This window comes from Exiguobacterium sp. s189 (assembly GCF_018617615.1).
GTDB classification, from domain to species: Bacteria; Bacillota; Bacilli; order Exiguobacteriales; family Exiguobacteriaceae; genus Exiguobacterium; species Exiguobacterium aestuarii_A.
This window is the reverse complement of the sequence record NZ_JACSKM010000011.1, coordinates 42,951-56,292: the sequence shown is the minus strand read 5'-3', so window position 1 is coordinate 56,292 and position 13,342 is coordinate 42,951. Positions and strand designations below refer to the sequence as shown.

At 48.0% G+C, this 13,342-nt stretch carries 12 protein-coding genes; 10 read left to right on the top strand and 2 right to left on the bottom strand.

Going from position 1 to position 13,342, the window contains the following annotated elements:
• The first annotated feature begins 134 nt into the window (after positions 1-134).
• From KNO99_RS12830 to KNO99_RS12815, 4 genes are all read left to right on the top strand, one after another.
• Entirely contained in the window at positions 135-1,106 is a 972-nt protein-coding gene (locus KNO99_RS12830; RefSeq protein WP_214749283.1) for a BMP family lipoprotein, read from the top strand.
• Positions 1,103-2,746, top strand: coding sequence for a methyl-accepting chemotaxis protein (locus KNO99_RS12825; RefSeq protein WP_214749280.1), 1,644 nt, complete (start codon positions 1,103-1,105; stop codon positions 2,744-2,746). The genes KNO99_RS12830 and KNO99_RS12825 overlap by 4 nt, the downstream gene beginning before the upstream one ends.
• Positions 2,747-2,996: 250 nt before the next feature.
• Positions 2,997-3,572 (top strand): helix-hairpin-helix domain-containing protein, encoded by a 576-nt coding sequence (locus tag KNO99_RS12820; RefSeq protein ID WP_214749277.1) that lies wholly within the window; start codon positions 2,997-2,999, stop codon positions 3,570-3,572.
• Position 3,573: 1 nt separating this feature from the next.
• On the top strand, positions 3,574-5,691 hold the full coding sequence (locus KNO99_RS12815) for a DNA internalization-related competence protein ComEC/Rec2 (RefSeq protein ID WP_214749275.1): 2,118 nt from the start codon (positions 3,574-3,576) through the stop codon (positions 5,689-5,691).
• A gap of 61 nt (positions 5,692-5,752) precedes the next feature.
• On the opposite strand, the gene KNO99_RS12810 is transcribed toward KNO99_RS12815, so the two are convergent.
• Complete coding sequence (locus KNO99_RS12810) at positions 5,753-5,917, bottom strand: YqzM family protein (protein WP_012726678.1); 165 nt, start codon at positions 5,915-5,917, stop codon at positions 5,753-5,755.
• 90 nt (positions 5,918-6,007) lie between these two features.
• Here KNO99_RS12810 and holA point away from each other — a divergent pair, with 90 nt between their 5' ends.
• Together holA and KNO99_RS12800 are read left to right on the top strand one after the other, a co-directional pair.
• Positions 6,008-7,018, top strand: coding sequence for a DNA polymerase III subunit delta (gene holA, locus KNO99_RS12805; RefSeq protein WP_353047388.1), 1,011 nt, complete (start codon positions 6,008-6,010; stop codon positions 7,016-7,018).
• Positions 7,019-7,027: 9 nt separating this feature from the next.
• Positions 7,028-7,465: a GNAT family N-acetyltransferase gene (locus KNO99_RS12800; protein WP_214749272.1), complete on the top strand. Its 438-nt coding sequence runs from the start codon at positions 7,028-7,030 to the stop codon at positions 7,463-7,465.
• Positions 7,466-7,492: 27 nt separating this feature from the next.
• On the opposite strand, the gene rpsT is transcribed toward KNO99_RS12800, so the two are convergent.
• Entirely contained in the window at positions 7,493-7,753 is a 261-nt protein-coding gene (gene rpsT / locus KNO99_RS12795; protein ID WP_012726675.1) for a 30S ribosomal protein S20, read from the bottom strand.
• 219 nt (positions 7,754-7,972) lie between these two features.
• On the opposite strand from rpsT, the gene lepA reads away from it, so the two are divergent.
• From lepA to KNO99_RS12775, 4 genes are all read left to right on the top strand, one after another.
• Positions 7,973-9,796: a translation elongation factor 4 gene (gene lepA / locus KNO99_RS12790; protein ID WP_214693159.1), complete on the top strand. Its 1,824-nt coding sequence runs from the start codon at positions 7,973-7,975 to the stop codon at positions 9,794-9,796.
• A 114-nt stretch (positions 9,797-9,910) separates the two neighbouring features.
• The gene (gene serC / locus KNO99_RS12785; RefSeq protein ID WP_214749270.1) at positions 9,911-10,981 is read left to right on the top strand and encodes a 3-phosphoserine/phosphohydroxythreonine transaminase; all 1,071 of its coding nucleotides are present in this window, start codon (positions 9,911-9,913) and stop codon (positions 10,979-10,981) included.
• Positions 10,959-12,122 carry a phosphoglycerate dehydrogenase gene (locus KNO99_RS12780; RefSeq protein WP_214749267.1) on the top strand — a complete coding sequence of 388 codons (1,164 nt, stop codon included), beginning with the start codon at positions 10,959-10,961 and terminating at the stop codon, positions 12,120-12,122. The genes serC and KNO99_RS12780 overlap by 23 nt, the downstream gene beginning before the upstream one ends.
• Positions 12,123-12,132: 10 nt before the next feature.
• A complete protein-coding gene (locus tag KNO99_RS12775) occupies positions 12,133-13,314 on the top strand; it encodes a DUF1015 domain-containing protein (RefSeq protein ID WP_214749264.1) in 1,182 nt (393 codons plus the stop codon).
• Positions 13,315-13,342 lie beyond the last annotated feature (28 nt).

Below are 13,342 nucleotides of genomic sequence, written 5' to 3'. Positions count from 1 at the left end.
CTTTTGAAACATCTGACATTCTCAGATATCCCGATATTTTATTCCCACAACTTTTAAAAATAATGATGGAGAACCGTGTCTTCTCTGTCGATAAAAGAGTTGTCAGACCAATAGAGAGAGGGAGTATGGAATACATGAAGAAAAGCATAATGCTCAGTACAATCACAGCTTGTTCACTGTGGTTGTCCGGTTGTCAGTCGGTCATCGATGACCCGACTGCCGCTGTTGAAGAACGTCAGACGATGGGCGTCGTCCTATCGGATGTTGGTCTCGGGGACCAATCGTTCAGTGATGCGGCGATGCGTGGCATGGGGGAGTTACGTGAGACGGGCGAATGGTTCGTCGACTATCGCGAATTATCCGAGACAGAAACATATCAGGCAGGGTTTGAAGAGTTGGTCAAAGAGGGACATGATGTGATTGTTGGTCTCGGTTTTGCGTGTCAGGAAGATCTTGAGACGGTAGCGGCAAAACATCCGAATCAACAATTTGCCCTCATCGATGGCGTGTCAGCCTTACCGAACGTTTTAAATGTCACGTTTGAAGAAGGAGAAGGCAGTGCTCTCGCGGGTGCGGTAGCCGGTCTTGAGACGGAGGCGGATAAAATCGGTTTTATCGGTGGTATGGATATTGAACTCATTCAAAAGTTCGAGGCAGGATTTGAGCGTGGAGCAAAATTCGTAAACGAGGATGTCGAGATGCTCGTTGATTTCTCGAACGACTTCGCCTCACCCGAACTTGGACGCGAACTAGCGGAGAAACAAATCAAAGAGGGGGCAGACGTCCTCTATGCGGCAGCTGGCCTCACAGGAGTCGGGGTATTGGAGACTGCTGAAAAGTATGGGATTAAGGCAATCGGAGTCGATAGCGATCAATCGATGATTGCACCTGATGCGGTCGTGACTTCGATGTTGAAACAAGTCGATTTGGCGATTGTTGAAATCGCAGGTCGTGTGACGACACAGCCGTTCAATGATCATGTCATCCTTGGGATTGAAGAAGGTGGCGTCGGTCTAGCGCCGCTTCGTCGCATTCAGTGGGATGAGAATGAGACGACTCAGTATGAATCGGTCGAACGTCAACTGAAAGAGGGGACACTACAATGAGTTTACGTAAACGGTTTATCTTCTCAACGGTGTTCACCGTCGTCTTGATTGTTCTCATGATGAGTTATGTCTTGTCGACCTTGAACCGTCTGCAGACTTACAATGAACAGTACGGGAGTCAAATGATTGAATTGTCTCAGCTCGAGACGTCACTCTTACAAGAACAGTCGCTCTGGACGTCGCTTGGCGAACAGTCGAATCAGTCTACACTTGTTCAACTTGAACGCATCCGTGTATTGAACACGGAAACGTTTGATGAATTAAAACAGTCTTACTTGATTCCTGAGTTTTCGAATCATCTAGAACGAGCCACGATGAAGTATGAGCAGGTGAACGAGGATGTGGAGTCTGCATTAGAAGGTGGGATTGGAGCTCGGATTCAAGCTGCCAAGCTCGAAGGGTTGTTAAATGATATCAACACACTGATTGCAAAGAACGGTTCGTTCTACGAGGCGCTTCAAGTAGAGGCGGCAAATGAAACGGAGCGTCTATTATTCATCTCAATCTTGTTGACGATTCTCGTTGTCCTAGCGCTCGGCATTTACAACTTCTTCTTCGCACGTTCCATCACACGCCCGCTCGAGCGCAACGTGAAAGTCGCAGAAGCCATCGCTTCAGGACGTCTTGTCACATTGCCAGAATCGACGCGCAATGATGAAATCGGACGACTAGAACGCGCGATGCGCGAGATGACGGCATCTCTGCAAACGGTCATCGGTTCGATTCGTGTGACATCGATGAAAGTGAATGGGATGACGGAAACGGCAGCGGCTGAAAATGAAGCGGTTGTCAGCACGACGTCAAACATCACGAACGCAGTGGATGAAATGGCGCATGGTGCGCAGTCCATCGCCAATGAATTGCAAGAGACGCTCAGCTCGGTCCATACGATGGCGACGTCGTTCGAGACGAGCTTGAATCAAACGAAACAGACGACAGAAGAAACGACTGAGATGACACGAGAAGTGGCAGCCGGGATTGAGACGTTGACGGATCAGGAACACATCCTTGATCGCTCGAGCGAAAGAAATGAAGTGCTTGTCACGAGAATGGATCATTTTGCTAGACAAACGGCGGAGATCGAATCGATGGCGAAACTCGTGGAAGACGTGGCGGCTCAGACGAATTTACTTGCCTTGAACGCAGCGATTGAAGCGGCTCGTGCAGGTGAAGCAGGACGTGGGTTCGCAGTCGTGGCGAGCGAGGTTAAAAAGTTGGCCGAAGAGAGCAATAAGGCAACCCGCTCGATTTTCCATGTCGTGGAGACGATTCAACAAGAAGTCGTGCGATTGACAGAAACGGTGAACGAATCAAAACGCGAACAAGAAGCACAGCTTGAAGCATTCGGTTTGACGAAGGAAGCGTTCAACCGCATCCATGAACGTACAGACCATGTCGCCTCGTTCGTCCGTACAATTGAGCAAGAGATGCGCACATCTAGTAGTGAAGTGAACAACGTGTTGCGTCGTGTCGAGGAAGTATCGGGCGTGACAGAAGAATTGGCAGCTGGAAATGAAGAAGTGGCTGCTTCAATGAAAGAACAACAAGCAAGCTTTGATCAAATCTTTACGTTGATGCAAGAACTAGAAGGACAGGCTGCGGCACTCGCTGACCAAGTCCAGCATTTCGAGGAAGAGTAATGATCCTTATGCAGAAGGACCGAAGACCACCTATTGGTTTTCGGTTTTTTTTGCTGTTTCGAATGTTGGGCCCCTTCTTCTATTGTCGCAAGAAAATGAATGATTATCTTTCATATTGTATGAAGGTTGGGTACATTGCAGGCAAGCAAACGACTCCGTTGAGAAGGGATTAAGACCTGGAACGGGACAAGTGCAGTCACGATGGATTCGGCATACTAGATACAATAGTCGAAACAGGGGGAGAATCGTCTTGGAAAAGTGGAAGCAGGTCATCATCGGTGTTGTCGTCGTCCTGTTTTTAGGTGTTGGTTATTTATTTTATAGTAAAGAGCCAGAAGAACGTGTCGTCGATGAATTCGTCGTAGAATCAGGAGAAGTAGTTCCGGATGAGACCGTAGAGCGATTAGAAATCGTCGTCTATGTCACAGGTGCGGTCGAGTCTCCGAACGTCTATACCGTGCCAGAAGGTGCTAGAGTCGGGGATGTTCTCTCGTTGGCCGTATTAACAGATGAAGCCGACCCGGAACAATTGAACTTGGCACAACTACTCGTGGACGGTGTAAAAATCATCGTACCGAAAAAAGGAGAAGCGCCGATTGCACAAGAGGTACCTAGCACAGAGTTAGAAGCAAATGGGGTACACGTGAATAGTGCCACGAAAGACGAGTTGATGTCGGTCCCTGGTATTGGTCCTGCAAAAGCAGACGCGATTTTGAACCACCTGAAAGAGAATGGTCCCTTTAAAACATACGAGGACTTAGGTGATGTGAAAGGATTTGGGGAGAAAACATTAGAAAGTATGAAACCTTACTTATTGGTACCATGAGATGCCGTTATTTCCACTATTTGCGATCGTGATGGTGACCGGATTAATTGAAGGAATCTACCTCGTCACAATCGTTTCCGGTGTGTTATATGTCGCGTCTCGAGGTGGACAACATCTATATGCGAAACTCGGTGTCATTTTCCTCATCCTGATTGCATGGCTACATGCCGATCCGGCAGAATGGACACCGACAGACACAATCGTGTTCTCGATTGAGAGTCGTAAAGAGAATGGGAAGACGGCCCGATTATATGGGAACGTGGGGACTCATCAAGGTGTGTTGCGGGGGAGAGAGCTCTCGATTGGTAGACCTGGTGAGACGTGTCTTGTAGAAATGGAACAAGAACTGTTTCAGCCGTTACGGAACATCGGGGGATTTGACGAACAGAAATGGGCGGCTAGCGCGGACTTATCCTTTAAAGGAAAGATCAAGCGAATCGACGAGTGCCGTCCGACAGCAGGGATGGACGGTTGGATGCTGAGGTGGAAAGAGAGACGTCTCCAACAGATTGAACAACAATATCGCGGCGATGTCGCGCTATACATAGAGGCCTTATTGTTCGGTGAGAGCCGGATGCTCGACGAACAGACTTCTTTCTCATATCGAGTGACGGGTCTCCTGCATCTTCTCGTCATCTCAGGTTCGCATATCGCCATGCTGATCGTCGCGCTTCGAGCAATGTTTCGACCAATCCCGATTCGACGAGAGACGAAGACGGTATTGATTCTATTGACGATTACGGCGTTCGGATGGCTGACAGGTTTTTCACCACCGGTCGCACGAGCTGTCCTCGTGGCAGATGTGTTGCTCATCCTTTCTTTATTTGGTGTATCGGTAAGGGACTCGATTCGTCTCTTAAGTTGGTGCGCAGCTGCCATGCTTGCCTTTCAACCACACCTTCTCTCAAACTTAGGGTTTCAGTTAACGGTCGGGATGACGTTCTTCTTGTTGGTCACGAGACAACTGTGGACCGGGTTGTTGGAGTTGTCCGTGTTTGCCCAACTATTTGGATTATTCGTCCTTTGGCAAGTTCAACCGATTCTATCCGTCGCTGCACCACTTTTCAATATCATCATGGCGTTTTGCATATCATGGGTGATGATGCCGCTCGCACTGACCGTTTGGGTCGTTCCAGAAATTACACCAATATTCATGGTGATCCTAGATGCCATCAACGGAATGTTCTCCATGCACGATATGAATCGACCATGGCTACCGTTGCATGAACTGACATTTCCGCAGCAAGTCGCTTTATGGATTGGGATTTGGGGAAGTTTACTTCTTGTCCAACGGAAGCGATGGTTCGGATGGTGTATGGCCATAATGACGTGTTTCCTCGTTGCCGGTTGGGCCGAATGGGCAGAGGCTCCACGGGTGACATTTTTAGATGTCGGTCAAGGTGATGCGATTGTTGTAGAGTCAGGAGAAACAATTGGTGTGATTGATGTCGGCGGCGTCTTTCAGGATCCCAACGAGCAAAAACGGACAGTGTATGACCCGGGAGCGGACGTTGTGGCACCATATATATGGAAGCGAGGGGAGCGTGCACTTGATTTTGTTCTCTTGACGCATGCGGACCATGACCACATCGGTGGCTTAGAAGGATTGTTGAAGCTCGTGCATGTAAAGGAGATTTGGTTATCGAAAGAAGTGGCGAATGCGGAGAAGCGTGAGGAGATTCTTCAGTTGGCGACGAATTACGGGGCATCCATTCGCTATCTCGAGGCAGGAAATCGACCGATGTCTTGGATATGGACTGTCTCACCGACTAAAGTGCATGAAGATGAAAATGATCATTCGATCAGCCTCTATATGAACGTAGGTGGCATGCGGTACTTATTGACAGGGGATTTGCCTATAGAAGAAGAGACTAACTTACCGACGGTGGATGTCGACGTGTTTAAGTTAGGGCATCATGGATCGAATACGTCGTCAGGGGAAGAGCTACTCGAGCGAATCGATCCGGAATGGGTGATTGCGAGCGTCGGAGCGAACAATCGTTATGGCCACCCACATCAGGAGACGTTAGACCGGATTTTCGGACGTCGCTTGTTGCGAACGGATCTCGATGGGATGATCATCTGTGAAAAAAGAATGTGTCGGGGGATCATCGACTAGTGCGTGAATAAATATGATACACTAAAAAACGATTGCTCCCCCGGGGCAATCGTTTGAAAACTTATAAGCTTAAGAACTTGATGATGACACCGATGAAGAAAATCGTGAAGAAAAAGCCAAATGGGACGATGAAGCCGATCGCAGAGTCGATCGCGTCATTACGTTTGCATTGAACATCATTTTCAAACGGGTTTTCACTCGGTGGGCGTACAGAGTTAATTTGCATATTAGGTCCCTCCTTATCATACTTCCTTTATAAGTATAGCGAATCATGCGAAGATAATCTATGTTTAGATGAGAATAAATTGTGAAAGTGGTGTGTGTTTTGAATGAACCGTGGTTACATAATGGTAAACTAGCGAGCGTCTATGTTCTCCATGGAACTGAAAAGTATTTATTAGAAAATTGGGAACGTGGAATCGTGAAGGCAGCCAACCCATCCGGTGATCAATTTGATGTCATGCAACTCGATCTCCAAGAGACGTCATTAGATACTGCGCTCGATGAAGCGGAAACGGTGCCTTTTTTCAGTGAATTTCGGACGGTCATCGTCAAGAATGCCCAATTTTTGACGGGAGCGAAAGAAAAGCAAAAGCATAACGTCGACCGTCTCGCCGAATATGTCGTTCAGCCCGCGACTTACTCGGTCCTCGTCCTCATTGTGGAGTCAGAAAAACTCGATGAACGTAAAAAAATCGTGAAACGGTTGAAAGAACGGGCCATCGTACTCGAAGCGAAAAAGCCAAGCCAAGCAGAATTGATGCGATATGTGAATGATACGCTTAGTCAGGAACAACAAAAAATGGAACGGGCGACCATGGAGCGACTGTTGTTCTTATGTCAGGATGACTGGGGAAAATTAGTCCGAGAATTAGAAAAACTACAGTTATATGCAGGAACAGGCGCGATGATTCCGATTGAGATCGTGAATGATTTGGTGCCACGTACGCTAGAGGATAACGTGTTTCAGCTGTCTGAGCTTCTCGTCAAACGACGCGCAGATGCGGCGCTTCGGTTAGTACGTGACTTAGAGAAGCAAGGACAAGAACTGATTGGACTTCTTGGTTTGTTAGCAAGGCAATACCGAAACATGTATCTATCAAAGCAGTTGACAGAAGCGGGGTACGGAGAAAAACAAATCGCTTCAAAAATTGGTGCTCATCCATATACCGTCAAACTAGCAACACAAGCGAGTCGTAATTTTTCAGAAGCGCAGCTCGCGCAAGCGTTGACGTTGATTGCAGATGCGGATGAAGCGATGAAAACAGGTCGTGGCGATAAACAAATCGTATTCGATACACTCGTTTGCCAACTGGCCTTATTGTGAGGTGAGAATATGGGATTGAAACAAGTATCACTACAAGATGTGATTCCACTTCGACATATTGTACTCAGACCAGGTAAAGGGATTGAGACTTGTTATTTTGAAGGGGATGAGTCGTCGACGACTCGTCATTTTGCTTGGATCGAAAGAGAGCACGTGCAATCGGTCGCGACTGTCATGTTGTCATCAAGAGAAATTGAAGGCGTGTCGGTGCCGTATCAACTTCGGGGAATGGCGACGGATCCGGATCTAGCCGGACGAGGAATTGGGTCGCATTTCTTACAGGCATTGCATGAAGAGTTAGATAGCTCATGGTGGTGTAACGCCCGAGAGGTGGCCGTTCGTTTCTACGAACGGAACGGTCTCGAGCGAATTGGTGAACCGTTCGATATTCCCGGAATTGGTCCTCACTACGTCATGGTATACAAAAAAACAGCCGGCTCCGAGTAGGAGGCGGCTGTTTCGTTTGGTCTCTAATTAGAGAGCAGCGATACGAGCTGCGAGGCGTGATTTATCACGACCTGCTTTGTTTTTGTGGATAAGGCCTTTTGATGCAGCCTTGTCGAGCTTCTTCGTAGCGAGGACGAAAGCTTCTTGAGCAGCTTCTTTGTTTCCTTCGAGTACGAGAGCATCAACACGTTTTACTGCTGTACGCATTGCCGCTTTCTCTTGAGAGTTCGCAACACGACGTTTTTCAGAAGTTTTTGCACGTTTGATTGCTGATTTGATGTTTGCCATTGTTTGTCACCTCCTGAAACAAGAAAGTGTATGTTCTTATTACTTCAAGTAATCATTCAACAGAACAAGCACAATTGTAGCAAACGGTTATATGAAAAGCAACCACTTGATGATTATTCTGAAAACTATATGTGGTATTGTTGTAGTAGGTCGTACACATTACTTTAGGATTTTGATATAATGACACGGTATGCATGAGAAGGATAGGTGAACCCATATATGAATAAACAAGAATTAGAGAATCGTCAGAAGAAGATTCGTAACTTTTCGATTATCGCTCACATCGATCATGGAAAGTCGACACTCGCTGACCGGATTCTTGAGAAAACTGGTGCACTCACGGCTCGTGAGATGAAAGAGCAGACGCTTGACGCGATGGATTTAGAGCGTGAGCGTGGGATTACAATCAAATTGAACGCTGTTAAATTGAACTATACGGCAAAAGACGGAGAAGAGTATATTCTTCACTTGATTGACACGCCAGGACACGTCGACTTCACGTATGAAGTGTCGCGTTCGCTTGCGGCATGTGAAGGTGCAATTCTCGTCGTCGATGCGGCACAAGGAATTGAAGCGCAAACTCTTGCGAACGTTTACTTAGCACTCGATAACGACCTCGAAATTATTCCGGTCATCAATAAAATCGACTTGCCGTCAGCGGATGTCGATCGCGTGCGTCAAGAGATTGAAGACGTCATCGGCCTCGACGCGAGCGATGCGGTCCCGACTTCTGCCAAGGCAGGGATTGGAATCGAAGAGATTCTCGAGCAAATCGTCGAACTTGTTCCACCTCCGACAGGTGATCCGTCAGAACCGTTACAAGCCTTGATCTTCGACTCGTACTATGATGCCTACCGTGGTGTCGTCGCATCGATTCGAATCGTCAACGGTTCGGTCAAAGTAGGAGATAAAGTTCAGATGATGGCTACCGGGAAGACGTTCGAAGTAACGGACCTCGGTGTATCGACACCGAAGCCTGTCTCGGTCAAAGAATTGAACGTCGGTGATGTAGGAACACTTTCTGCATCAATCAAAACAGTCGGAGATGTTCGTGTCGGGGATACAATCACACTTGCGAAAAATCCTGCCACGAGTCAGCTTCCAGGTTACCGTAAAATGAACCCGATGGTGTACTGTGGATTGTATCCAATCGATGCAGCCAACTACAACGACCTTCGTGAGGCACTCGAAAAGCTTCAACTTTCTGATGCCGCGCTCGAGTTTGAACCTGAGACGTCACAAGCACTCGGATTCGGTTTCCGTTGTGGATTCCTAGGGATGCTTCACATGGAAATCATCCAAGAACGGATTGAGCGTGAGTTCGGGATCGACTTGATCACGACGGCACCATCGGTTATCTATCACGTGACGACAACTTCAGGAGAAGTCGTCCACGTTGATAACCCATCGAAGATGCCGGAACAACAAAAAGTGGAATCGATTGAAGAACCTTACGTCAAAGCGGCCGTCATGACACCGAACGATTATGTCGGGGCCATCATGGAACTTTGCCAGAAGAAACGTGGGACGTTCATCGATATGCAGTATATCGACACGACACGCGTCAAAATCACGTACGAGATTCCATTGAGTGAAATCGTCTATGACTTCTTCGATCAATTGAAGTCGAGCACGAAAGGGTATGCGTCTCTCGATTATGAGTTGATCGGCTATCGTCAATCACGTCTCGTGAAGATGGACATCTTGCTCAATAACGAAGTGGTCGATGCCCTCAGCTTCATCGTTCACCGTGACTTTGCGTATGAACGCGGAAAAGTGATTGTCGAGAAGTTGAAAGCACTCATCCCACGGATGCAGTTCGAAGTACCGGTACAAGCTGCCGTCGGAACAAAAATTGTCGCACGTTCGACAATCAAAGCACTTCGTAAAAACGTTTTGGCTAAATGTTATGGGGGAGACATCTCGCGTAAGCGGAAACTCCTTGAGAAACAAAAAGAAGGTAAGAAGCGCATGAAGATGGTCGGGTCTGTCGAAGTCCCGCAAGAAGCGTTCATGTCTGTTCTATCAATGGACGAAGAATAATTGGATTAAATCACCCTGATGTTCGAATCGGGGTGATTTTTTTGTTTAGGCAGGAAATGGCACTTCGCTTAAGGAAGAGTACACCCTTAGACAGACAAAAGAGGAGGAAACACCATGTCGACGTATACATACTCTGCGGGTCCCGGCATGCTACCAAAAGAAGTGATGCAAGAGATTCAACAACATCTGCTGACATTCGAATATGAAGGGGTCTCGATCATCGAAACGAGTCATCGTTCAGAGTCATTCCAACAAGTGGTCGACTCGCTCGAGGCAAGACTCAGAAGACTCATGCATATTCCTGAGAACTATGCCGTTCTTTGGTTGCAAGGTGGGGCGACACTGCAATTTTCCATGATCCCGATGAATTTACGGATTCGAAATCGATTCGCCTATGTCGATACAGGAATTTGGTCTAAAAAAGCGATGGAAGATGCCAGACACTTCGGACAGGTCGAGGTCATCCATCCGCTCATAGATGAGGCGGGCGGGATGTCATTTGAACCGAATCTCGCTCAAGATGTCGACTATCTTCACGTGACGTTGAACAATACGATTGAAGGAACCCGATTCACGACTATACCCGAAACGGATGTCCCACTCATTGCGGATGCTTCTTCGAACATTCTTGCCGAGCAGATCGACGTTGAGCGCTTCGGGATGATCTATGCTGGTGCCCAGAAAAATATTGGTCCAGCAGGACTGACGGTCGTCATCATACGCCGCGACTTGATTCAGTCGATGGAGCTACCAAGTTATCTTCATTACGGGTCTCATGTCGATACGTTATTCAATACGCCGTCGACGTTCAGTATGTATGCGGCAGAACGTGTCCTCAAGTGGGTCGAAGATCAAGGGGGCGTCGAGGCGATGGAGCGGATGAATCGTGAAAAAAGCGATACGGTCTATTCGTTCCTTGAACATTCAAATCTATTTTCTTCTCTCGTGTCGGGAGAACGCCGTTCCTTGACGAACATCCCGTTCACGACGGGTGATCGAAATCGAGACAGGGGCTTTCAACAATTTGCCCTTGAACGCGGATTACTCGAACTCAGTGGTCATCGTTCCGTCGGTGGTCTAAGGGCGAGTCTTTATAACGCGATGCCAAAAGAAGGTGCTGTGCGCCTTGTCGACGTCATGAGAGCATTTGAGGAGGAGAACCATGTATCACATCAAAACATTTAACCAAATCGCTGCAGCGGGTCTGAAGCGATTTGAGCCGAATGAATATATCATCAATTCATCAGATCAAGCTGACGCCTGGGTACTGAGAAGTCATAACGTTCACGATGAAGCGATTCCGCCCCATCTGCTCGCCATTGCAAGGGCAGGTGCCGGAGTCAATAATCTCCCGCTTGATCAACTGGCGAAACAAGGAGTCGTGGCATTTCATACTCCTGGTGCGAATGCGAATGCGGTGAAAGAACTCGTCTTGGCCAGCATGATCCTCTCGGTCAGACCGATCGTCAAAGGTTTCAACTGGGTAAATGAACAGGCGGTCGAGTCACAATCTCAGTTGGAAGAAGCGATGGAGCAACAGAAACGGCAGTTCCTCGGAGCGGAGTTACGTGGGAAAAAAGTGGGGATCATCGGGCTTGGGGCCATTGGGGCCTCACTTGCTAACGACCTTCTCCAACTCGGGGTCGATGTCATCGGATATGATCCTCATCTCTCGGTTGATGCCGCTTGGAACATTTCAAAACATGTCACACGCGCCAAGCATTTGAGTGAGGTTCTAGGGTCTGTTGATCTCTTGTCGATTCATATGCCGCTGACGAAAGAGACGCGCTTCAGTATCGACCGGAGTTGGTTCGAACGGATGAAGCCTGGGATGACCGTTTTAAATTTCGCACGTGGAGAGCTCGTGAAGGATGCTGATTTAGTTGAAGCATTCCATCATCACGTCGGACTATACATCACCGACTTCCCTCGACACTCGCTCATCGGACATCCACAAGTGATGGCATTGCCTCATCTCGGTGCCTCGACAAAGGAATCAGAAGTCAACTGTGCCATTCAAGCCGTCGAGACGCTCAAATTATATCTGGAGACCGGTAACATTCGTTCGTCCGCCAACTTCCCAAATGCGGAACTTCCGTATACCGGCAAACGTCGCCTCGCGATTTTGCATCAAAACGTGCCGAACATGGTCGGACAAATTACGGGAGAGCTCGCCTCACATGGATTGAACATCGATAACATGATCAACCGTAGCCGAGGCGAGATGGCCTATACATTGATTGATTTAGACAACAACGAACATGAACCGTTATCGATTCATGCACTGTATGACATCAAGGGCGTCATTCGCGTCCGAGAATTTTAAGGAGGAAACTATGGTCGTATTTAAGCCGTTCAGCCCATACATGCCCGTGCACGCTAAAGAAGTTGCCGCAGATCCGTATGACGTCGTTTCTGTAGAAGAGGCGAAGGCAATCATCGCTGAGCAACCGAAATCATTTTTGAAGGTAGATAAGCCAGAAGCTCTTCAAGCAAACCTCTCACTCGAAGACTGGGGAAAGCGTGCTCGTCAGGAGCTAGAACGTCTATACGAAGACGAGCTGACGGTTCGACCGAGTGGATTTTACGTATATCGATTGACCCGGAACGAACGTCAGCAAACGGGCTTAGTCGCCACATTTTCAGTTGCGGACTATGAAGCCGGGCGAATCAAAATTCACGAACATACCCGTGAAACGAAGGAACGGGAACGTGTCGAACATGTCCAAGCGACGGGGGCGCATACCGGTCCGATTTTACTTAGCCACCCGCCACATGCGAGTCTGAAACAGATTTTAAACAGTGCGACGGAAGAAGAGCCGTTGTTCTCGTTTACGGATGATCGTGGCGTGTTACACGAAGGATTTATGATTCCGAGCCGAGAACTTGCACGCGTCATGATGATTGGTGCGACAATCCCGTCCATCTATATCGCCGACGGTCATCACCGTGCGAAAGCGGCGGCAGTCGTGTCAGGAATGGACGAGGAGCATGCTCTAAAGAATGAACGAACACACTTCTTAGGTGTCCTCTTCCCGAGCGACGAGTTGACGATTTTGCCATATCATCGTCTGTTGACAACGATCGCACCTGAAGAAGTGGAGCATATGTTGGAAGGACTTTCGTTCTCGTATGAAGTGACAGAAGTAGATGAACTCGTCTTGCCTGAAAGTCATGGCATGTTCGGCGCTGCGTATCGAGGAAAATATTACAGGTTATCGAAACGAAAAGATGAAACCGATCTCGATGTCGCTGTGTTACAGCATGATATCCTTGCTCCGTACTTCAACGTCGAAGATATTCGCATGGATCCGAGAATCGATTTTGTGGGAGGGAATCGATCGAAAGAAGAGTTGGAACAGCTCGCGAACGTGCCTGACCAATTGTTGTTAACATGTCATGAAACGACGATGTCTCAACTGATGCGAGTGGCCGATAGTGGTGGACAAATGCCGCCGAAATCGACGTGGTTCGAACCGAAATTAAAGAGCGGTCTGTTTATTCATCGGTTTGATTGATGGCGCAGGCTGGAAAGAACGGACGAAA